20 protein-coding genes are annotated in these 20,139 nt (G+C 73.3%); 11 read left to right on the top strand and 9 right to left on the bottom strand.

What is annotated here, in order from left to right; all coding sequences use genetic code 11:
• Positions 1–59: 59 nt before the first annotated feature.
• The 3 genes from ACFXAE_RS34510 to ACFXAE_RS34500 form a co-directional block, all read right to left on the bottom strand.
• On the bottom strand, positions 60–281 hold the full coding sequence (locus ACFXAE_RS34510) for a hypothetical protein (protein WP_384723083.1): 222 nt from the start codon (positions 279–281) through the stop codon (positions 60–62).
• Positions 282–465: 184 nt separating this feature from the next.
• Positions 466–1,671 carry a glycoside hydrolase family 64 protein gene (locus ACFXAE_RS34505; protein ID WP_384723080.1) on the bottom strand — a complete coding sequence of 402 codons (1,206 nt, stop codon included), beginning with the start codon at positions 1,669–1,671 and terminating at the stop codon, positions 466–468.
• A gap of 311 nt (positions 1,672–1,982) precedes the next feature.
• Positions 1,983–2,873 (bottom strand): Gfo/Idh/MocA family protein, encoded by an 891-nt coding sequence (locus ACFXAE_RS34500; protein WP_384723077.1) that lies wholly within the window; start codon positions 2,871–2,873, stop codon positions 1,983–1,985.
• A 399-nt stretch (positions 2,874–3,272) separates the two neighbouring features.
• Between ACFXAE_RS34500 and ACFXAE_RS34495 the strand changes: the two genes are divergently transcribed.
• From ACFXAE_RS34495 to ACFXAE_RS34485, 3 genes are all read left to right on the top strand, one after another.
• Complete coding sequence (locus tag ACFXAE_RS34495) at positions 3,273–4,130, top strand: aldo/keto reductase (protein ID WP_384723074.1); 858 nt, start codon at positions 3,273–3,275, stop codon at positions 4,128–4,130.
• A gap of 124 nt (positions 4,131–4,254) precedes the next feature.
• Positions 4,255–6,024: an ABC transporter ATP-binding protein gene (locus tag ACFXAE_RS34490; RefSeq protein ID WP_384723071.1), complete on the top strand. Its 1,770-nt coding sequence runs from the start codon at positions 4,255–4,257 to the stop codon at positions 6,022–6,024.
• Between the two features lie 112 nt (positions 6,025–6,136).
• Positions 6,137–6,394 carry a DUF5133 domain-containing protein gene (locus ACFXAE_RS34485; protein ID WP_384723068.1) on the top strand — a complete coding sequence of 86 codons (258 nt, stop codon included), beginning with the start codon at positions 6,137–6,139 and terminating at the stop codon, positions 6,392–6,394.
• 21 nt (positions 6,395–6,415) lie between these two features.
• Here ACFXAE_RS34485 and ACFXAE_RS34480 read toward each other — a convergent pair whose 3' ends face one another.
• Positions 6,416–7,387, bottom strand: coding sequence for a GlxA family transcriptional regulator (locus tag ACFXAE_RS34480; protein WP_384723065.1), 972 nt, complete (start codon positions 7,385–7,387; stop codon positions 6,416–6,418).
• Between the two features lie 188 nt (positions 7,388–7,575).
• On the opposite strand from ACFXAE_RS34480, the gene ACFXAE_RS34475 reads away from it, so the two are divergent.
• Both ACFXAE_RS34475 and ACFXAE_RS34470 read left to right on the top strand, forming a co-directional pair.
• Positions 7,576–8,049 carry a hypothetical protein gene (locus ACFXAE_RS34475; protein WP_384723062.1) on the top strand — a complete coding sequence of 158 codons (474 nt, stop codon included), beginning with the start codon at positions 7,576–7,578 and terminating at the stop codon, positions 8,047–8,049.
• A 160-nt stretch (positions 8,050–8,209) separates the two neighbouring features.
• On the top strand, positions 8,210–8,425 hold the full coding sequence (locus ACFXAE_RS34470; RefSeq protein WP_384723059.1) for a hypothetical protein: 216 nt from the start codon (positions 8,210–8,212) through the stop codon (positions 8,423–8,425).
• Positions 8,426–8,447: 22 nt separating this feature from the next.
• Here the strand turns inward: ACFXAE_RS34470 and tgmB are convergent, their stop codons facing one another.
• The 4 genes from tgmB to ACFXAE_RS34450 all read right to left on the bottom strand — a co-directional run bounded on the left by tgmB (position 8,448) and on the right by ACFXAE_RS34450 (position 11,605).
• Complete coding sequence (gene tgmB / locus ACFXAE_RS34465) at positions 8,448–9,431, bottom strand: ATP-grasp ribosomal peptide maturase (protein ID WP_384723056.1); 984 nt, start codon at positions 9,429–9,431, stop codon at positions 8,448–8,450.
• A 16-nt stretch (positions 9,432–9,447) separates the two neighbouring features.
• The gene (gene tgmA, locus ACFXAE_RS34460; RefSeq protein WP_030821244.1) at positions 9,448–9,639 is read right to left on the bottom strand and encodes a putative ATP-grasp-modified RiPP; all 192 of its coding nucleotides are present in this window, start codon (positions 9,637–9,639) and stop codon (positions 9,448–9,450) included.
• Positions 9,640–9,759: 120 nt separating this feature from the next.
• Positions 9,760–10,086 (bottom strand): YkvA family protein, encoded by a 327-nt coding sequence (locus tag ACFXAE_RS34455; protein WP_384723053.1) that lies wholly within the window; start codon positions 10,084–10,086, stop codon positions 9,760–9,762.
• A 418-nt stretch (positions 10,087–10,504) separates the two neighbouring features.
• On the bottom strand, positions 10,505–11,605 hold the full coding sequence (locus ACFXAE_RS34450; protein WP_384723050.1) for a hypothetical protein: 1,101 nt from the start codon (positions 11,603–11,605) through the stop codon (positions 10,505–10,507).
• A 407-nt stretch (positions 11,606–12,012) separates the two neighbouring features.
• On the opposite strand from ACFXAE_RS34450, the gene ACFXAE_RS34445 reads away from it, so the two are divergent.
• From ACFXAE_RS34445 to ACFXAE_RS34430, 4 genes are all read left to right on the top strand, one after another.
• Entirely contained in the window at positions 12,013–12,414 is a 402-nt protein-coding gene (locus ACFXAE_RS34445; protein ID WP_384723047.1) for a hypothetical protein, read from the top strand.
• Positions 12,411–13,187: a hypothetical protein gene (locus ACFXAE_RS34440; protein WP_384723044.1), complete on the top strand. Its 777-nt coding sequence runs from the start codon at positions 12,411–12,413 to the stop codon at positions 13,185–13,187. The genes ACFXAE_RS34445 and ACFXAE_RS34440 overlap by 4 nt, the downstream gene beginning before the upstream one ends.
• Before the next feature lie 38 nt (positions 13,188–13,225).
• Positions 13,226–13,732: a roadblock/LC7 domain-containing protein gene (locus ACFXAE_RS34435; RefSeq protein WP_384723041.1), complete on the top strand. Its 507-nt coding sequence runs from the start codon at positions 13,226–13,228 to the stop codon at positions 13,730–13,732.
• Between the two features lie 85 nt (positions 13,733–13,817).
• Entirely contained in the window at positions 13,818–14,192 is a 375-nt protein-coding gene (locus tag ACFXAE_RS34430; RefSeq protein ID WP_384723038.1) for a hypothetical protein, read from the top strand.
• Positions 14,193–14,243: 51 nt separating this feature from the next.
• Here ACFXAE_RS34430 and ACFXAE_RS34425 read toward each other — a convergent pair whose 3' ends face one another.
• Positions 14,244–15,446, bottom strand: coding sequence for a globin domain-containing protein (locus tag ACFXAE_RS34425; RefSeq protein WP_384723035.1), 1,203 nt, complete (start codon positions 15,444–15,446; stop codon positions 14,244–14,246).
• A 344-nt stretch (positions 15,447–15,790) separates the two neighbouring features.
• On the opposite strand from ACFXAE_RS34425, the gene ACFXAE_RS34420 reads away from it, so the two are divergent.
• Both ACFXAE_RS34420 and ACFXAE_RS34415 read left to right on the top strand, forming a co-directional pair.
• Complete coding sequence (locus ACFXAE_RS34420) at positions 15,791–17,521, top strand: GAF domain-containing protein (RefSeq protein ID WP_384723032.1); 1,731 nt, start codon at positions 15,791–15,793, stop codon at positions 17,519–17,521.
• A 175-nt stretch (positions 17,522–17,696) separates the two neighbouring features.
• Positions 17,697–20,066: a glycoside hydrolase family 65 protein gene (locus ACFXAE_RS34415; RefSeq protein ID WP_384723029.1), complete on the top strand. Its 2,370-nt coding sequence runs from the start codon at positions 17,697–17,699 to the stop codon at positions 20,064–20,066.
• Positions 20,067–20,139: the final 73 nt, after the last annotated feature.

Raw genomic sequence — 20,139 nt, 5'->3', positions numbered from 1 at the left:
GTGCACGATCGCACCGGGCCGGCGGCGCCGTCCCGTCCCGCGAACGGGTGTACGCGGGATCAGGGCAGCATCTTGTCCAGGGCGGCGGGCCCCTCCTCGTCCAGCTTCCGCCTGGCCCACTCGAGGTTGCGCGGGGTGAGGTCCTTGCCCGAGGCGAGGACGATGTCCTCCGGCGACACCTCGGTGCCGGTGCGGGCGTGGAGCAGGCTGTCCGGGGTGGCGCGGTCCGCGGACCGCCGGGACGCTTCGGGCTGGGACGCGTCGGGCTGGGACGTCGACATCTTCTGGCTCCTCGGGTCCGGATCGCTGGAGCGGCCCCGGTGCTGTCATCGGGTCCGATGTCCACCATTCAACGCGGGAGCCCGCCGTGCGTCCGGAACGCTCGCGGCACCGCGGTGAAGGGCCGCTCCTCCTGGATGCCGGGGTACCTTCCCCGGCCCGTGGGAAACCTGCTCCGTGAGCCGCCTAGAAGGGCGAGAGCGTCAGCCGCAGGCCCGTGGGCGCCGTGTCCTGGATGTACGAGGCGAAGTCGGCCACGTCGTCGAAGGCGAAGCCGTACGCCTTGCCGTCCTCGGTGGCCGTGTGGACGGCCTTGGAGTAGTGGTTGGTGAGCTCGGTCCGGTAGAAGACCGAGGCGTCGGCCGTCGGCTGGTCGGGGTGGCTGAGCAGCGTCGAACGGTTGAAGCCGGCGCCCAGCACGGCGGCGACCGGGCCGGTCGTGCCGTCGTTGGGGGCGGCGAGGGCGCCGTCGCAGAAGAGGACGTCCCGCGTGGAGGGCTTGCCGAAGGAGACCTGGGCGGGCCCGTCGAAGGTGAACCGCTCGCCGCGCACCCGGCCGGTGAAGGTGCCGGCGTTGGTGGTGACCTTGAGGTCCCGGCCGGTGTAGGTGCTCCACACCTCGTCGATGTACGGGGTGAAGTAGTCCTTGGCGAACAGACCGGCGTCCAGACCGTGGCCGGGGGCGATGATCCGGGTGTCGTCCACGACGAGCCGGGAGAACGCCTCCACCTGCCTGACGGCGGCGAACGCCGCCGCGCGGCCCCCCTCGCGCACGGTGCCCGTCGTCTGGTCCTTGGCGCCGGTGAGCCGGATGCCCATCGGCACGCTGAACATGTCGACCATGGTCGTGTTGCAGAACATGCCCGAGGAGTTGTACGTGAACTCGGCGCAGTCGTGCAGCACGCCGTGGTTGGGGTCGGAGGCGACCCAGCCGGCCGGGTACTGCAGCGCCGCGTTGCCGTTGCCGTCCGTGACGACCTTGAACTTGAGCTTCGCGCCGAGGGCGACGTAGATCCGGCCGGACATGTACGGCAGGGACAGCTTGGTCTCGCCGCTGCCGGCCAGGCCGATCGCGTAGTCGGTGAAGCCGTCGGGGCCGTTGTCGGAGACGGCGACCGGGGCGACGGTGCCCTCCGGGGTGACCCGGACCTGACGGCCGTCCACGTTGCCCACGATGTAGAGGTGCACGTTCGCGTTGCCGAAGGAACCGCTGTTGTTGACGATCGTCAGCGGCAGGGCCCCCGCCGCTGCGGTGCCGGCCTTCCGCTCGCCGGACTGCTCGGCGAGGGCGTGCGGAGCGATCGCCGCCGCCGCGGGGATGGCCACGGCGGCCCCGCCGAGGGCGAAGAGGACCTTGCGGCGGCCGAGGTTGCGCTGGTGACGGGGAGTCATGTGGGGGATCTCCAGGGGTACTCGTGCGGGTTCCGGACCGCGCCGGCCTGCCGACATGGGGAGGAGACCTGGAGAGAGCGCTCTCAGGCGGTACGTCGGGACCGGCGCGCGCCATTGATGCTAGGGACGGTCGCCGCCCCGGCCAACGGTCCGACTTGTCCATGACACCGCTCTGACCTGCAATTACTTGAAGAAGCGGCGAAGAATCGCCGATCACTTAACCGGCCTTTAAGGGCCGCTTAAGCCGGTCGGGCCCGGAAACCACGGAGCGCGTCGAGAGTGCTCCGTTCCGCAGTCGCCCGGGGAGGCCGTCAGCGCGTTCCGCCGCTCAGCCGGGTCTCCGCCGCGGCCAGGATCTTCGTCACCCGGAGCGCGAACGCCGCGTCACAGGGATGGGGGATACCGGTACCGGCCGCGGCGAGGAGGGCGTCCGCGGCCCGGGTGAGCGCCGGGACCGCGCCCTCGGAGACCTCCGGGAGGGAGGCGACGCCCGCCGTGCCGCGGAGTTCGACCATGGCGCCGGCCGCGGCCGGGGGAGCGGTCAGGCTCAAGGTGAGGCTGCTCGACGCGCCGCTCGCGTGGTCGAGGACGAGATGAACGGTGTCGCCGGGGCCGTACGCCGCCGCCGTCACCCGCCGCGGTTCGCCGAGCACCGGAAGCAGCACGGACAGGGCGTGCGGGCCGACGTCCCACAGGGCGCCCTTCTCCCGCCGCCACTCGGAGGCGGCGAAGGGGTTGCCGTCGGAGGTGAACACCGCCCCGAGCCACTGTGCGCGCCCGGTGAACCAGCCGCCCACGCGCGCCTGTTCGGCGATCCACGCCTGAGGTCCGGGCTGGAAGCGGGTGGTGAAGAAGACCACGGACGCGACCCCCGCCGCCTCGGCCGCCCCGACCACCGCGCGCCCCTGCGCGACGGTCGGCGCGAGCGGCTTGTCGAGCAGCAGATGGCACCCGGCCCGCGCCGCGCGCACCGCCAGTTCCGCCTGCACCGCGGGCGGCAGCGCGAAGGCGACGGCGTCCACGTCGGCGAGAAGCGCCCCGACGTCGTCGTACGCCCGGGTGCCGTGCAGAGCGGCCAGTTCCCCGGCGGCGTCGGGCCGGCGGCCCCATACGCCGGCGAGGTCGAGGTCCGGGTGCCCGCTCAGCGCGGGGGCGTGGGCCGCCCGCGCCCAGGGTCCGGTGCCGAGCAGTCCGATCCGCATGCCGCCGCCTCTCCCGGTGCGGCGACCGCCGTCGGACCGGTGTCCTGTCGCGCCCCGCCGGCGCGCTCCGGTCAGTACGGTGATCCCTGCCGGAACGCCGTGTCAACGGCTGCTCGCCGGGGGTCGTCCGGGGCCCGGTGCCCGGGCCGGCCGATGCCGGCCGTCCAGGGGGCGCCGAAGAGGTCCGCGTACATCCCGGACACGTCCTCCCGGAAAAGGGACGGCCACGCGCGGCGTGACGCCGGGTACCGGCACCCGCGCGGCGGCGGGGCCCCGATTCAGTGCCCCGGCCGCTGAATGCGTTCGCTTTCTTCTATTGGATTTCGGGCCGTGCGGGGACCAGGCTGGTACGCGCTTGCCGAGACCGTGAGACGACAGCCGGAAGAGGTCACGCGCATCATGCACACCCGCCGTATCGGTGATGTCGAGGTCGGTGCCGTCGGACTGGGCGCCATGCCCATGTCCATCGAGGGGCGCCCGGACGAGGCCCGCTCCCTGGCCACCCTGCACGCCGCGCTGGACGCCGGTGTCACCCTGATCGACACCGCGGACTCCTACCACCTGCGCGCCGGGGAAGCGGGCCACAACGAGACCCTGATCGCCAAGGCCCTCGCCTCCCACGACCGGGGCGGCGACGTCCTGGTCGCCACCAAGGGCGGTCATCTGCGCCCCGGCGACGGCAGCTGGACGCAGGACGGCAGCCCCGGACACCTGAAGAGGGCGTGCGAGGCGTCCCTGCGCCGGCTCGGCGTGGAGGCCATCGGGCTCTACCAGTTCCACCGGCCCGACCCCCGCGTCCCGTACGCCGAGTCCGTCGGCGCGCTGCGCGAACTGCTGGACGAGGGGAAGATCCGCATGGCCGGCGTCTCCAACGCCGGTCCGGAGCAGATCCGGCAGGCCGACGAGATCCTCGGCGGCCGGCTGGTCTCCGTGCAGAACGAGTTCTCCCCGGCCTTCCGCTCGAGCGAGCCGGAGCTGCGCCTGTGCGACGAGCTCGGCATCGCGTTCCTGCCCTACAGCCCCTTCGGCGGCATCGCCCGGGCCGGTGGACTCGCCTCGGCGCACGCCCCGTTCGCGCGGATCGCCCGGGCGCACGGGGTGAGCGCGTACCAGGTGTGCCTGGCGTGGATGCTCGCCAGGTCACCGGTCGTCGTCCCCATTCCGGGTGCGAGCCGGCCGGAGTCGGTCCGTGACTCGGCGGGCGCCGCCGACCTCGTCCTGACGGCCGAGGACATCGCCGAACTGGACGCCGTCTGAGTCCACCCCGCCCGTCTCAGGCGCTGGACGTCGTGGGCGGACACCTGCGCGCCCTGGTGTACTCCCGGCACGCAGGCATGGAAAGCGCTTGCTGAAGAAAGTCACAGGGGGAGGACCACCGCCCATGGCGTCGTCGCTGGAAAGACCGCTCGACCACCGCTACCGCGGCGAGCACCCGATCCGCACCCTCGCCTATCTGTTCCGCGCCGACCGCGGCCGGCTCGCCGCCGCGGTCGGCGTCTTCACGGTCAAGCACAGCCCCGTCTGGCTGCTGCCGCTGATCACCGCGTCCATCATCGACACCGTCGTCCAGCACCAGCCGATATCCCGGCTCTGGACCAGCACCGGCGTCATCATGTTCATCCTGCTGGTCAACTACCCGCTGCACGTGCTGTACGTCCGCCTGCTGTACGGCAGCGTCCGCCGCATGGGCACCGCCCTGCGCTCCGCGCTGTGCACCCGCATGCAGCAGCTCTCCATCGGCTACCACTCCCGCGTCAGCGCCGGCGTGCTCCAGGCCAAGGTCGTGCGGGACGTGGAGACCGTCGAGCAGATGGTGCAGCAGACCGCGGAGACCGGGCTCGGTGCGACGACCGTGCTCATCGGCGGACTCGTCATCATCGGCGTCCGCACCCCCGAGTTCCTCCCCGTCTTCCTGATCGTCGTACCCGCCGCCGCCCTGCTCGTCGCCCGACTGCGGGCCAGACTGCGCACGCACAATGAGCACTTCCGCCACGAGGTGGAGACGCTGTCCTCCCGGGTGACGGAGATGACCCGGCTCATCCCCGTCACCCGCGCCCACGGCCTGGAGGGCAAGGCGCTGCGCCGGATGAACGGCACCCTGAACCGGCTGCTCACCTCCGGGAACCGGCTGGACCTGGTCAACGGCCGGTTCGGCTCGCTGGCCTGGGTCGTCCTCAACGTCGTCGGCGTGTGCGTGCTGGCCGGCGCGGCCCTCGTCTCGTACTACGACGTCTGGGGCGTCACCGCCGGCGACGTCGTGATGCTCAGCGCCTTCCTGACCACGCTCACCAACTCCACGACCACGCTGGCGGGGCTGGCCCCGGTCATCACCAAGGGACTGGAGTCCGTCCGCTCGGTCGGTGAGGTCCTCCAGGCCCCCGAACTGGAGGACAACGAGGGCAAGGCGGAGGTCGACGGAGTGCGGGGCGCGGTCACCTTCGAGGGCGTCGGCCACGCGTACGAGAGCGACGGGCGCCCCGCCGTGCGCGACTTCACCCTCGACGTCGCCCCGGGCGAGACCGTCGCGCTCGTCGGCGCCTCCGGGGCGGGCAAGTCCACCGTGCTCAACCTCGTCATCGGCTTCATCCGCCCGACCTCCGGCCGGCTGCTGCTCGACGGCACCGACATGAACGGCCTCGACCTGCGCACCTACCGGCGCTTCCTGTCCGTGGTGCCCCAGGAGTCGATCCTGTTCGACGGCACCGTCCGGGAGAACGTCGCCTACGGCATGGACGACGCCGACGAGGAGACGGTACGGGCCGCGCTGCGCGACGCCAACGCGCTGGAGTTCGTCGACCGGCTGCCCCAGGGCCTCGACACCCTCGTCGGGGAGCGCGGCGCCCGGCTGTCCGGCGGGCAGCGCCAGCGGCTCGCCATCGCCCGCGCGCTGATCCGGGACCCGAAGGTGCTGGTCCTGGACGAGGCGACCTCGGCCCTCGACACCCGCTCGGAGGCGCTGGTGCAGGAGGCCCTCGCCCGGCTGCTGCGCGGGCGCACCACGTTCGTGGTGGCGCACCGGCTGTCCACCGTGCGCGGCGCCGACCGGATCGTGGTGATGGCGGACGGCCGGATCCAGGAGATCGGCACCCACGAGGACCTGCTGCGCCGGGGAGGGGCGTACACGGCGCTGCACAGCGGGCAGGTGGCCTGACTGCCCGGTCAGGGTGCGACGGTTTTCGGTCACATGCGGCCGGTCGAGCACATGGGGTGAGTGTTTCCGCCTGGTCCGGGCATACGCAGCGAAAACCAGAAAGGGGTGCTTCGTGCTCGTACCGGACCCGAAGACCGTCAGACGGCTGCTGACGCGGTACGCGACGCTGCGGATAGCTCAGGCGGAACGGCATGCGCCGGCGGCGGCACGCGAACTGGAGGACGTCAGCCACACGCTCTGCGTGATGATGGGGACGTCCGGCGTCCACGACGCCATCGCCCTGGCGGACGCCCTCCTCGACCGGGCGCGGCCCGCGGCCGGCCGGACCCCGGAGGCGGACGGGGAGAGCGGTCTGTCCCTGGCGGTCTGAGCCACCGGGCCGCTCACCCGTTCACCCCCGGCCCGCGAGGGCGGCGCGGCGTCCGTTGAACGTCGAGCGGTAGGCGTACGGCGTGGTGCCCACCACCTTGCGGAACCGCTCGCGGAACGCCGTGGGCGACCCGAACCCGGCCTGCTGGGCGATCCGTTCGACCGTGTGGTCGCTGTTCTCGAGCAGGTACTGGGCGCGCCGCACCCGCGCCCGCAGCAGCCACTGCAACGGCGTGGTGCCCGTCTGCTCGCGGAACCGGCGGCTGAAGGTGCGCTCGCTCATCCCGGCGCGCGCCGCCATCGCGCCGAGCGTGACCTCGTGCGCCAGGTTGTCCTCGATCCAGTCCAGCAGCGGCTCCAGATCCGACCCGCGGGGCACGGGCGGGTGCTCGTGCACGATGAACTGGGCCTGTCCGCCCTCCCGTTCCAGCGGCATCACCGACATCCGGGCGGCGTTCGCGGCCACGGCCGAGCCCAGGTCCCGGCGGATCATGTGCAGGCACATGTCCAGCGCGGCGGCGGCGCCGGCCGAGGTGAGGATCTGCCCGTTGTCGACGTAGAGCACGTCCGGCTGCACGTCGACGCGGGGGAAGGCCCGGGCGAGCTGCCCGGCGGCCACCCAGTGCGTGGTGGCGCGCAGGCCGTCCAGCAGCCCGGCCTCCGCCAGCACGAACGCGCCCACGCACACCGAGGCGATCCGGGTGCCCGCCCCGGCCGCCTGCCGCAGCGCCGCGAGCACGGCGGGCGAGGGCGGGGGCGCGCCTTCCGCGCGGCCCGGGACGATGACCGTGTCCGCGTCGGCCAGCGCCTCCAGTCCCCGCTCGACGCGCAGGGTGAACCCGCCGTCCGCGAGCACCTCCGGCCGCTCGGCGCACAGCCGGACCCGGTAGGGGTGCCGGCCGTCGGGCAGCCGCGTCCAGTCGAAGACCTGCAGGGGCGCCGCCATGTCGAACGGCACGACACCGTCGAGAACCAGAATCGCCACGGAGTGCATGACCGCCACGATAGCCGGATTCCCGCCACCCGTCGGAGCCGGGACATCGGGACGGCGACGCGCGTGAGCCGTGGTGAACGGTGTTGGCGGGAACCCGTTGGAACCTGTCGTTTCAGCCCCTGGGTGATCACCCGGCGGGCCCCTAACGTGAGCCCGGCACCGCCGATCACACCATGGAAAGAGTCCCGGTGACCAAGCTCCTGCTGTCCCTCCACGTCCTGGCCGCCATCGTCGCCGTCGGTCCCGTCACCGTCGCGGCCAGCATGTTCCCGCCGGCCGTGCGCCGCGCCGTGCCGGCGGAGGGTGAGAGGCCCGCCACGACGGCCGTGACCACCGTCGCGCTGCTCCACCGCATCTGCCGGGTCTACGCCCGCGTAGGGATCGCGGTGCCCGTCCTCGGTCTCGCCACCGCCCTGGCGATGGGCGTCCTGGACGACGGCTGGCTCGTCACCTCGATCGGCCTCACCGCGGCCGCCGCCGGAGTCCTGCTCGCCTTCGTGCTGCCCCGGCAGGACGAACTCGTCGAACAGCTGGGCGGGAGCCGGCCCGTCGACCGGCAGAGCACGGTGCGACTCGCGATGTTCACCGGGGTGTTCAATCTGCTGTGGGCGACCGTCACCGTCCTGATGATCGTCCGCCCCGGCTCGACGACGGGTGCCTGACCGCCGGGACCGCCCGGCATGCCCGATCTGTGCCGCACTTCCGGAGCGCCCGTCCCGTGTTCCGTTGTACCGGGGAATTCCCCCTTCGGGCTGGTCGGCCGCCTAGACTCTGCAATCGCGTCCCGCATCGGGGCCGACGAGCAGAAAGGCGCGTTGACGGGTGTTCCAGGATTCCCCCATCTACGACCGACTCATCGCGGAGTGCGGCGACGTGCCCGCACAGGTGCGCAGCGAGGCCGAACGCGTGAGCAGGGAGCTGGAGCTGGTCATGCGGCCCCTGCAGTCCCCCGGCTACGCCCCCGGCCTCGACCGGCCGCACTCCCCGGGCAACGGCTGGCAACGTACCGCCCTGCTGCCGGGGCCGCGGTCGCACTGAGCCCCGGGCGGTGACGGTCCCCTCACCGCACCGTGCTGCCCGCCTCGTCGAGCTCGGCGGGTTCGTCGGGAACGGGGCGGGACAGCCACTCGGCGATGGTCCGGGCGATCGGCTGCCCCGTCTCCACCTCGACGAACCCGAACTGCCCCGACTGGTTGCACTCCAGGAACCACCAGGTCCCGTCGGCGTCCTCGGCGAAGTCGAAAGCGCCGTAAGCCAGTTCGGATCGGCGCAGATACGCGCGTACGGCGTCGGCGGTGCGCGCCGGGACCTCGACCGGCTCCCAGGGCGACCCGGGAGTGGCGAAACGCACATCCACCTCTTCCGGATCCGCGTCCGGCCGTGTCGCCTTGCGGGCAGCCAGCAGCCGCTCGCCCACCGCGGTGAGCCGGATGTCGGCCCGCTTGGCGATCCGCCGCTGCAGCAGCGTCGGCCCGAACGCGACCGCGGAGAAGTCCGCGTCCGGCGCCACCCGGCTGGTCGGCACCGCCCGCGGCGGGTCCTGCGGATGCGCCCCCGACACCGGCTTGACCACCAGGTCCGGGAAGCGCTCCGCGAACTCCCGCGCGGCACGCGGGAACGTGGTGATCACCGTGGCCGGCACGGGCAGACCGCAGCGCTGGGCCAGCCGCAGCTGCCACGGCTTGTGGCGGGCCTGCCGGGCCGCGTCCGGATGGTTCATCCAGCGCGCGTCGCAACCGCGCAGCATGCCGTAGAGCGCCTGCGAGGCCTCCTCGGTCAGCCACGCGGACGGCTGCGGCGCGCGCCCGGCCGGCGTGCCGGGCCGGCGTACCCACACGGACCGCAGCCCGCCGATGCCCACCAGCCTCCCGCCGACGGATAGATGGCCCCGGAAGCGGCCGTGGACGTACTCGCCGGACAGCGAGGCGCCGCCCGTCAGATCGGCGGGATCGAGGCGCACCACCGGTACACCGGAGCCGTTCAGATGGACGACCACCATGTCGGCGGTCACATCCTCCTCACAGGTGAGGATCAGCACGGTCATGGTTTACGGTCCGCGTTCAGTCGTCGAAGTGGGTCTTGGAACCCGCGGTGGACGTCGTCGTCCCCGCCTCGCGCAACAGCGCGTGGTCGCAGGCCGCGATCCGTCCGTCGCCGAGTACGTTCAACTGCAGTCCGGAGTCATACGCGTACGGAGTGGCAACGGCCAACTCCACCGCCGGACGTGCGTAGTTGAGCGCGAACGGTTGCATCGTCTCTCCCTCGTCGGTGCTGCGCCGAGCAGGCAACGGCCCGCTGCGCGCCGCGGCTTGGTCCGCCGACTTCTTTTGGCTTCCAGAGACTTATACGAATCGAACGGGTGGTTGGTTTCCTTACGGAGCGTAATCGTCGGCGGGTCGTCGGCCGCCCCGCCGGAGGCGCGCTCCGGGAGCCCGGGCGCCGGAGGAACCTCGCATGGTGCGCAGAGCGAGCAGGAGCACGCCGATGTCGTCCACATAGACCGGATCGGGCAGCAGATCGGCCGGCAGCACCAGATAGAGGACCGCGCCCCAGAACACCCAGCGGGGTCCCGTGGGCAGGCCCGCGTGACGCAACTCACGCCGCGTGCGCACCAGTCGGACCAGGACGGTGACGGCGAAGGCCAGCACCGCGGCCGCGAGGACCGCGGCGACGACGAGCACCACGGTGGTCGTCTCCAACGGACCGCCCTCCTCCCGTGACCCGTGCCGCGGCCTCGCCGCGACACAGCCTGCACTGAGCGGATTCCCGCTCGCGGCGCCGATATGACGGCCGGGACCGGCCATACGCGCACGCGCCCGACGCCCCGCGGAATCCGCGCGAAACGACGGATCGCCGCAGCTCGTCCCGGTGGCTCAACCGAGTGGCGGCGAGGGGTGGGGACGCCTGGAAACGGTCATCGGCCTTCCCGCGGAGCCGGCCATGACCACTTTCTCTCCGTCACCTTCCTCGAGCGAACCGGTCATACCCGCCGAGGCGGCCTCGCCCCTCCGGGGACTCCGGCCGGGGCCGGCCGCGGAACAGGGCCCGTACGCCCACGCCGGCGCGCCCCGGCGACAGCCCGTCCCGCACGCCGCCTCCGGGCCGCACCGGAAGTGACTAGTGGTCCGGTGCGGCCGGATCCTCGGGGGCGGGGCGGCGGGCCTTGAGGCGTTCCAGAGTGCGGGTCAGAGGGGACGGGGCCCGGGGTGCGGGAGGCTGCCCCGGGCCCGGGGACCCGGCGGACTCCCGGTACGCGGCCAGCGCCTCATGGGCACGCTCCGCGGCCTCGCGGTACAGGTCCCGGGACTTCGTCATCGCCTCCAGCGCCTCGGCGTACATCGCCACCAGCGCCCGCTCGCGGGCGAGTTCCTCCGCCGTCGTGAGCAGGTGCCACTCCTCCCGCAGCGCCGTCAGCGCGTCCCGCGCCCCGTCCGGCAGCGCGCGCGGCAGCGCGTCGTACCGGGCCACCGCCTCCACGAGGTCGACCGGTTCCGTGCCGTCCAGGAACACCGCGCGCACGGCGAAGGCGTCCGCGTCGTAGCCCTCCGGGGCCGGACTGCCGGGCAGCACCGCCGCGCCCCCGCGCGGAACCTCCACACCGAACTCCCGCAGCGCCCAGTTCGCCACCCGCGACTGCTGGGGTGTGGCCCGGTGCTCCACCACCCGGTCCCGCAGCCCCGGCGGCAGCCAGCGCGCGAGCGGCACCCGGCCGCGCTCGTCCGTGGTCATGGCCTCATGGACGACGACATGGATGTGCCACGCGTCACGTGCGCAGTCGCGCAGCAGCCGCCGTACGGCCTTGTCGTCCTCGGGAAGCGGATTGATCACGCCCGTCCGCAGTCCCGTCACCGGGTCGGCGTTCCACTCGGCGTCCGTCCCCGATGGCCAGAACATGCCCGCCGGGGACGGCCAGGAGGGGTTCCAGGGCTGCTCCGCCTCGGCGACCAGGACCCAGTCCCGGCCCGCGTCCGTGGCGGGCGCGAGGCTCAGCCGGGCGCGCACGGTGACCTCGTCGGCGACCCGCGTCCGGGATTCGAACACCAGGTCGGGCGCGGTATCCGGCGCGGGGAGTTCCAGGAAGTCGTCGATGTCCTGGCCGGCCTTGAGCCAGTGCAGGGTGTGCCGGAGCTCCGCGTCGGGTGTGGCACCGGTGTGGCGGCCGCGGGCCAGCCAGACTGTGGGAGGGAGGACGGGGCGGGCTGAGAGGGAGGTCGACATGGGTCCAGTCGTGAGCGGGGGCACGTGCTCCTGCCAGTATCGTCGCGGCCGGCCGGAGGGGTGAGCCGGGGCTCCGCCGGTCGGCGTGTCGCGCGCGGGGTGTGCGCGGCGCACGCGTGGTGACGGCGGTTCACCCGTGGTCCCGGTGGCCGGGTCGTCACCACAATGGGTCCCGCGGGCGGGGGCGGCCCACCATCCGCGCCGGGGCCGGCCCCGCCCGCACCCAGCCGGACGGCAGCCCTTCTCCGGGCCCCGGTTCCTGCGGCAAAAGCCCGGACCCTACCAGCGGCGCACCGCCCCTGTCGCATATTCCCCCGGAAAACACCAAAGCCCTCACCTCGGTCGAGCACACACCGTAGCGTCGACGTCACGTTCGCGGTACAGCCGTGCGAGAAGGGGGATCCGGCGTGCCCGGAATCGACGAGAGTCTGCTGGAAGCCATGCGACTGCCGGGGGCGCGCGGTGCCCTGGTGGTCGACTGGATCAGCGGACTCGCCCTGGGGGCGGTGGGCGAGGCGCCCGGCGAGGACGCGGAGGCCACGGCCGCGGAGACCGCCGAACTCGCCCGCCTGGCCATGGAGAGCGGCACACTCGCGCCCGCCGGTGGCGACCGGACCGGGACGGGCAAGGAACCACCCGTCGACGACCTGATCCTCACCACCGCCGACGCGTACCACCTCCTGCGCTTCGTCGTCACGACCTTCGACAGCACGGTGTTCCTGTACCTCTGGCTCGACCGCGCCGACGGCAACCTCGCCCTGGCCCGGATCCGGCTGGCCGAGATGGCGGACCGGCTGGTGCTCGGATGACCACGGCGTGCACCGGCGAAACCACGCCGGAACTGCTCGGCACCCTCGCGGCCGACCACGCCACCGGCGCGCTCTCCACGGAGTCCGGGATCTTCTACCTCTCGGCCGGACGCGTCGTCCACGTCGAGTCCGCGTACAGCCCCGACCTCGGCGACCTGCTCACCCGCAGTGGTGCCGTCGCCCCGGCCGGCTGGTGGGACGCCGTCGAGCGAGCGGGGGCGGTGCACCGCGTCGGCCGCCAGCTGGTGGACAGCGGGCGCCTGACCACCGGGGCGCTGGAACTGTGCCATCTGGGCGCCCTGTTCGACGCGGCGTACTTCGCGCTCACCCACGACGGCGCCACGCTCCGCTTCCGCCCCGGAGTCGCGCACTGGCTCGGCGCGGTCCGCCCCGTTCCGGTGGCGACCGTGCTCGGCGAGTCACGGCGCCGCCGCGACCTGCTGCACCGCATCTGGCCCGACCCGGCCGTCGACACCGCCCCGCTCACCCGCGTGTCCGGCGTCTCTCCCGCCGAACTGCCGCCCCGCCGCGCCCGTACCCTCGCCCAGGTCGACGGCGTCCGCACCGCCGCGCAGATCGCCGCGGCCCTCGCCCACCGCACCTTCCACACCCTCGTCGAACTGCGCCGCCTGGCCGCCGGCGGACTGGTCACCCCGGCGTCACCCCCGCCCGCCACGCCCCTCCACGCCGTCCCCGACGCGGGCGGCGCGGCGTGGGACGAGCCCGACACGGCGTTGCTGAGACGGCTCCTGGACGCCTTGGAGGCACTGTGATCCGCGCGCGCCGACAGCGTGCCGAAAGGAGACTGCTCATGGCCGTCGAGACCGACGTGCTGGACGAACTGCGTCGGCTCCGTACCCGCGTACCCCGGCTGGCGGGCTCCCTCGCGGCCACCGTCGACGGACTCGTCCTCGCCCACGACGTCCCCGACGCCGAACCGGAGGGGCTGGCCGCGCTCACCGCGGCCGCGCTCGGCGTCGCGTACCGCATGGCGGACGCCGCCGCCCGCGGCGAGTTCCGCGAGCTCCTGGTGCGGGGCAGCCAGGGCTACATCGCGACCTACGCGGCCGGTACCACCGCCGTCCTCACCCTCCTCGCCGACGACCGGGTCAACGTGGGCCGGCTGCACCTGGAGGGCCGGCGCGGCGGCGCCCGGATCGCGGAGCTGGTGGACACCCACAGCGGCCCGGGCGGAGGGCGGCACGCCGACCGGCTCGCGGCCCGGGAAACCCCCGTGCCGGCCCAGGACCCGTCCCGGCCCATCGGCACCCTCCCGGTGCGGACCCCGCAGCGGCCCCGGCCCCAGCCCGGCGGCTGACTCCCGGCTTTCCTCCCGGCCGGACGCCTCCGCACTGCCCGGCGTCCGGTCCGAATCACCCGTCACGACCGAAAGGACACGTCCCATGGCCAACACCGAGACCTCGCTCAAGGAATGCCTCAGCTCCATCGACGGCGCGACGGCCGCCGCGCTCGTCGACTACACCAGCGGCATGGCCCTCGGCACGCTGGGCGGCGGCAAGGACTTCAACCTGGAGGTCGCCGCCGCCGGCAACACCGACGTCGTACGGTCCAAGTTGCGCACCATGGAACACCTGGGGCTGAACGAGGAGATCGAGGACATCCTGATCACCCTGAGCAACCAGTACCACCTCATCCGCCTGCTCAAGGGACGCGGCGGGAACGGCCTCTTCCTGTACCTGGTGCTCGACGGCAGCCGGGCCAACCTGGCCATGGCGCGGCACCAGCTGCGACGGATCGAGGCCGAGCTCGAGGTCTGATCCGGCACTCGGGCCCTTCGCGCCGCCGACGGCGCGAAGGGCCCGAGTCGCTCAGGCCGCCTCCGGCAGCCACAGGTCGGGGCCGAAGACCTCGTAGTGGATGGAGCGGGCGGGCACCCCGGCGTCGAGCAGCCCGCCGCGCGCGGCACGCATGAACGGCAGCGGGCCGCACAGGTACACCGTCGCGTCCGCCGGAACGTCGATCCCCGCGAGGTCCATCAGCCCACCGCGGGCGTCGGGCTCCTCGGGGCCGGGACGCTCGTACCAGAAGACCGCCTCCGCGTCGGGCAGCGAGTCCACCGTCTCGCGGGTCTCGGCGCGCAGCGCGTGCCGGCCGGGCGAGCCGTCGGCGTGCAGGACGAGCACCCGCCGGGTGGAGCCGGTGGTGGCCAGACGGGCGAGCATGCCCAGCATCGGGGTGCAGCCGATGCCGGCCGAGACCAGGACCAGCGGGGTGCCGGCCTCGTCGAGCGCCACGTCCCCGGCGGGCACGGACAGCATCAGCTCGTCCCCGGCGCCGGTCCGCTCGTGCAGCAGGTTGGAGACCTCGCCGTCCGGTGCGCCGTCCGCTCCCGCGACCCGCTTGACGGTGATACGGCGCAGATCGTCCCCGGGGTCGGAGGACAGGCTGTACTGGCGCAGCTGGTGCACCCCGTCGGGCATGAGCAGCCGCACGCTGACGTACTGGCCCGCCCGGGCCGGCGGGGCTGCCTCGCCGTCGGCGGGGCGCAGCAGGAACGACACCACGTCGTCCGTCTCCTCGTGGCGTTCCACGACCGTCCAGGGACGCCAGATGTCGCCCGCCTCGACACCGGCGTCGTGGTACAGGCGTGCCTCCTGCGCGATGAGGGCGCCGGCCATCAGCCAGTACACCTCGTCCCAGGCGGCGGCGACCTCGGGCGTCACCGCGTCGCCCAGCACCTCGGCGATCGCGCCGAACAGGTACTTGTGCACGATCGTGTACTGGTCGTCGGTGATCCCGACCGCCACGTGCTTGTGGGCGATCCGGGACAGCAGGGCGTCCGGCCGGGTGTCCGGGTCGGCGAGGAGCGCCTGGGCGAAACCGGCTATGGATCCGGCGAGCGCCCGGCGCTGGGCGCCACTGGCCTGGTTGCCCCGGTTGAACAGGCCGTCCAGCAGTTCGGGCCGGTCGCGGAACATCGAGCCGTAGAAACGCGTGGTGATCTCGTCGAGCGCCCCGGCCACGGCGGGCAGGGTGGCCCGCAGCACTGCGGCGGACTCTTCGGACAGCATGAAGTCTCCCAAGGGCGGGACGGGGAAAGAGGGTCGGACCGCGGATCCGGACCGGCGGCAGCACCTGTATAGCAACCCCACACGCCTGTTTCCGCGGGTAACGGGGCCGTTGGGGGCAACGCGGGACCGTCGTCCCGCCGGAAGGGGACCTCCGGCCCCGGAGGGCGGCCGCGGGGCAGGGCCGACCGGCCCGTCCGGCACAGCGGTCCGGCCGCCCACCCGTGGTCCCGCCGGTCCGGCCGCCCGGCCCATGCCGTACCGTCGCCTTTGCTGGACCGTTACCGGAGTGCCGGCCGGGTGGCCGCCGGGCGACGGCGTCGGGCGAAGGGACGGGAGGCGCACGGGTGGCAGGCTCCGAGCGGGACGAGGACGCCCGCGTACGGCTACCGCAGCTGAGGCTCGACGAGCTGCTCGAGGAGCTCCAGGCGCGGATCGACGCGGCCCGTGGCACCCGCGACCGGGTGCACAGTCTGCTGGAGGCGGTTCTCTCGGTCGGCCGGGAACTGGACCTGGAGCAGGCGCTGCACAGCATCGTCGAGGCCGCGGCGGCGCTGGTGGACGCGGAGTACGCCGCACTGGGCGTGATAGGCCCGGACGGCAAGCGGCTGTCCGCCTTCCACACCGTCGGGGTCAGCGAGGAGGCGATCGCCCGCATCGGCCACTATCCCGAGGGCCACGGCATCCTCGGCGAGCTGATCCGCCATCCGGAGCCGCTGCGGATGGCGAAGCTCTCCGACCACCCCGCCTCGTACGGATTCCCGTCCCACCACCCGCCGATGAACACCTTCCTCGGGGTTCCGATCCGGGTCCGCGACCAGGTCTTCGGCAACCTGTACCTGACCGAGAAGCGGGGCGGGGCGCATTTCGACGAGGAGGACGAGTCGGTCCTGTCCACCCTCGCGGTCGCCGCCGGCGTCGCCATCGACAACGCCCGCCTGTACGAGGAGTCCCGGCTGCGCGAGCGGTGGCTGCGGGCCAACGCCGAGATCACCCACGGACTGATGTCCGGCAGCGAACGCGGCGCGGCGCTCCTGCTCATCGCGGAACGCGCCCGGGAGATCACCGGGGCCGCCCTCGCCGTGGTCGCGGTGCCCATGGCCGACACCGACTCGCTGACCGTGGAACTGGCCATCGGACAGGGCGCGGACACCCACCGCGGGCTCGTCGTGCCCGTCGACGACAGCCTGCTGGGCCGCGCCTTCACCAGTGCGGCTCCCGTCATCAGCGCGGACATCGCGCGCGACGACCGGGCCTACCCGGGCCCCCAGCGGTACACGGACCTCGGTCCGGCGGTCGCCGTGCCCATCGGGTCGGGTGAAGGCGTGCGCGGCATCGCCCTGCTGGTGCGGGCCGCGGGCCGCAACGCGTTCACGGACAAGGAGATCGAACCGCTGCAGGGGTTCGCCGCCCAGGCGGCCGTGGCGATGGAGCTGGCGGAACGCCGCCAGGACGCCGAGCAGATCGCCGTGCTCGAGGACCGCGACCGGATCGCCCGCGACCTGCACGATCTGGCGATCCAGCGGCTGTTCGCCACCGGCATGACGCTGCAGAGCGCCGGCCGGTTCATCGAGCACAAGGAGGCCTCGGAGCGGGTGCTGCGGGCCGTGGACGACCTGGACGAGACCATCAAGATCATCCGGTCGACCATCTTCGGCCTGCGCTCGCCCGCCGACGAGGGCGGAGGCGGAACCGGCCTGCGGGCCCGCGCCGTACGGGTGGTGGGTGAGGCGGCATCCGTGCTGGGCTTCCCGCCGAGCGTGCGGATGGAGGGCCTGATCGACACCCACGTCTCCAAGGAGGCCGCCGACCACCTGGTGGCCGTGCTCTCCGAGGCGCTGACCAACATCGCCCGGCACGCCCGCGCCGACCGCGCCGAGGTGGTGCTCGAGACCGACGGACGCGAGGTACGGCTGACGGTCGCGGACAACGGCGTGGGCATTCCGGACGGAGGCCGCCGCAGCGGGCTGCGCAACATGGCCGAACGCGCGCAGCAGCTGGGCGGCACGTTCGACGTCACCAGCTCCGCCGGCCGGGGCACCACCCTGCTGTGGCGTGTGCCGGTGGGGGAGCGGTAGGCGGCTCCCGCCGGTCCGTGTGTGCCGGGCACCCGCCACGGGTACTCCGGTAGTCGGCCGTCGGCCGTGGCGGCCGTCCGTCCACGACAGGCGGAGTTTTACCGTCGGTGACGGCTCCGGAACGGACCGCCGCGGCGCCGGGCGCGCGGCAGCCGTCGGCGGGAGGAGCGGCACAGTGACGGGCTGGACCTGGGAGCACGAGGGGTACGACGCCGCCGACGCGCGCCTGCGGGAGTCGCTGTGCACCCTGGGCAACGGGTACTTCGCCACCCGGGGCGCGCTGCCGGAGTGCTCGGCGGACGAGGTGCATTACCCGGGCACGTACGCGGCCGGCGTCTACAACCGGCTCGTCTCCGAGGTCGCCGGACGGCACGTCGAGAACGAGGACATGGTCAACCTGCCCAACTGGCTGCCGCTGCGCTTCCGGCTCCCCGGCGAGCCCTGGCTCACCCCCGACACCGCACACGTGCTCGACCACGGCGAGACCCTGCACCTGTCCTCGGGACTCCTGGAGCGCAGGACGCGGTACGGCCTCGGCCCCGGACGGACGCTCCTGGTGCGCCAGTACCGCTTCGTGCACATGGCCGACCCCCATCTGGCGGGCCTGCGCACCGAGTTCACCGCCGAGGGCTTCTCCGGCACCCTGGAGACCGAGGCGGCGCTCGACGGCGACGTCACCAACGCCGGGGTACCGCGCTACCGGGAGCTGGACGGCCGTCATCTGACCCATGTGCTCACCGGCACGACCGCCGCGGACACGGTGTGGCTGCGCTGCCGCACCCGCACCTCGGACGTTCGGATCGCGCTCGCCGCCCGGCTGACGGCACCCGCGCCCGTCACGAACCGGCACGACCGCCCGCGCGCCCTGCAGAGCATCCGTCTGGACCTGGCCGCCGGGGAGACCGTCACCGTCGACAAGATCGTCGCCCTGCACACCTCCCGCGACCCCGCGATCAGCGATCCGCTGCACGCCGCCGTCGACCGGGTGGTCCGGGCGGGCGGCTTCGACGAGCTGCTCCCGCCGCACCTGACGGCCTGGGACCAGCTGTGGCGCCGGGCCGAACTGGACGTGCCCGGCGAGGCGGGCCGCATCCTGCGGCTGCACCTCTTCCACGTCCTGCAGACCCTCTCCCCGCACACCGCGGACCTGGACGTGGGGGTCCCGGCCAGGGGGTTGCACGGCGAGGCGTACCGGGGGCATGTCTTCTGGGACGAGCTGTTCGTCCTGCCGTACCTCAACCTGCACTTCCCCGAGGTCTCCCGCGCGCTGCTGCACCATCGTCACCGGCGTCTGGAGCGCGCCCGCACCGCCGCCCGGGACGCCGGGCGGCACGGCGCGATGTACCCCTGGCAGAGCGGCAGCGACGGCCGGGAGGAGACCCAGCAGCTGCACCTCAACCCCCGTTCCGGCCGCTGGCTGCCCGACCACTCCCACCTCCAGCACCACGTCGGGTCGGCGATCGCGTACAACGTCTGGCAGTACTGCGAGGCCACTGGTGACCAGGAGTTCCTGCAGACCAAGGGCGCGGAGATGCTGCTGAACATCTCCCGCTTCTGGGCGGACTCCGCCACCTTCGACGACCGTCTGGGCCGCTACCGCATCAAGGGCGTGGTCGGCCCCGACGAGTACCACGACGCCTACCCGGACGCCGCCGAACCGGGCCTCGACGACAACGCGTACACCAATGTCACGGCTGCCTGGGTGCTCGCCCGCACCCTGGACGTGCTGCGCGGTCTGCCCGAGCCGCGCCGCCGTGAACTCGCCGAGCGGACCGGGCTGGACGCGAGGGAACTGGAGAAGTGGGAGGAGGTCTCCCGCACCCTCCACGTCCCCCTCCACCACGGCGTCATCAGCCAGTTCGAGGGCTACGGCGAACTCGCCGAACTCGACTGGCGGGGCTACCGGCACCGCTACGGCGACATCCGGCGCCTGGACCGGCTGCTGGAGGCCGAGGGCGACAGCGTCAACCGGTACCAGGCGTCCAAGCAGGCGGACGTCCTGATGCTGGGCTACCTCTTCTCGCCCGCCGAACTCCAGACGATCTTCCGCAGGCTGGGAATGAGCCTGGACGAACGGACCTGGCGGCGCACGGTCGACCACTACCTGCACCGCACCAGCCACGGCTCCACCCTCAGCGGCCTGGTCCACGGCTGGGTGCTGGCCCGGGCCCGGCGCGCGGACGCCTGGAAGTTCTGCCAGGAGGCCCTGCGGGCGGACATCGCCGACATCCAGGGCGGCACCACGGGGGAGGGCATCCACCTCGGCGCCATGGCCGGAACCCTCGACCTCGTCCAGCGCGGACTGACCGGTCTGGAGACCCGCGGCGGAGCCCTGTGGCTCGACCCGGTGCCCCTGCCCGAACTCTCCTCCTACGGCTTCACCCTGAGCTACCACGGCCACTGGGGGGTCCGGCTGCGGCTGGAGCACGGCCTGCTGGAGATCGCCGTGCCCTCCTCCGGCCGCTCGCCGATCGAGGTCCACCTCCCGGACCGCACGGTCCGCCTCCAGCCGGGGGAGACGGACCGCCTGGCACTCCCCGACTGACACGCACGGGCGCCCGGGCGCTGCCCCAACACGGCCCGGCGGGCGCCGCGGGGGCCCGGGCCGCGCGGGGGGA

The organism is Streptomyces sp. NPDC059454, from assembly GCF_042749965.1.
Taxonomy (GTDB): Bacteria; Actinomycetota; Actinomycetes; order Streptomycetales; family Streptomycetaceae; genus Streptomyces.
Note: the sequence above shows the minus strand (reverse complement) of the source record. Positions and strands in the feature narration are given on the sequence as shown.

Coding starts and splice junctions, on each gene's coding strand:
- ACFXAE_RS34435 (WP_384723041.1), top strand. CDS start 13,226: ATGGCCGTCGAGACCGACGTGCTGGACGAACTGCGTCGGCTCCGTACC.
- ACFXAE_RS34450 (WP_384723050.1), bottom strand. CDS start 11,605: ATGTCGACCTCCCTCTCAGCCCGCCCCGTCCTCCCTCCCACAGTCTGG.
- ACFXAE_RS34500 (WP_384723077.1), bottom strand. CDS start 2,873: ATGCGGATCGGACTGCTCGGCACCGGACCCTGGGCGCGGGCGGCCCAC.
- ACFXAE_RS34430 (WP_384723038.1), top strand. CDS start 13,818: ATGGCCAACACCGAGACCTCGCTCAAGGAATGCCTCAGCTCCATCGAC.
- tgmB (WP_384723056.1), bottom strand. CDS start 9,431: ATGACCGTGCTGATCCTCACCTGTGAGGAGGATGTGACCGCCGACATG.
- ACFXAE_RS34495 (WP_384723074.1), top strand. CDS start 3,273: ATGCACACCCGCCGTATCGGTGATGTCGAGGTCGGTGCCGTCGGACTG.
- ACFXAE_RS34440 (WP_384723044.1), top strand. CDS start 12,411: ATGACCACGGCGTGCACCGGCGAAACCACGCCGGAACTGCTCGGCACC.
- ACFXAE_RS34480 (WP_384723065.1), bottom strand. CDS start 7,387: ATGCACTCCGTGGCGATTCTGGTTCTCGACGGTGTCGTGCCGTTCGAC.
- tgmA (WP_030821244.1), bottom strand. CDS start 9,639: ATGCAACCGTTCGCGCTCAACTACGCACGTCCGGCGGTGGAGTTGGCC.
- ACFXAE_RS34425 (WP_384723035.1), bottom strand. CDS start 15,446: ATGCTGTCCGAAGAGTCCGCCGCAGTGCTGCGGGCCACCCTGCCCGCC.
- ACFXAE_RS34510 (WP_384723083.1), bottom strand. CDS start 281: ATGTCGACGTCCCAGCCCGACGCGTCCCAGCCCGAAGCGTCCCGGCGG.
- ACFXAE_RS34490 (WP_384723071.1), top strand. CDS start 4,255: ATGGCGTCGTCGCTGGAAAGACCGCTCGACCACCGCTACCGCGGCGAG.
- ACFXAE_RS34505 (WP_384723080.1), bottom strand. CDS start 1,671: ATGACTCCCCGTCACCAGCGCAACCTCGGCCGCCGCAAGGTCCTCTTC.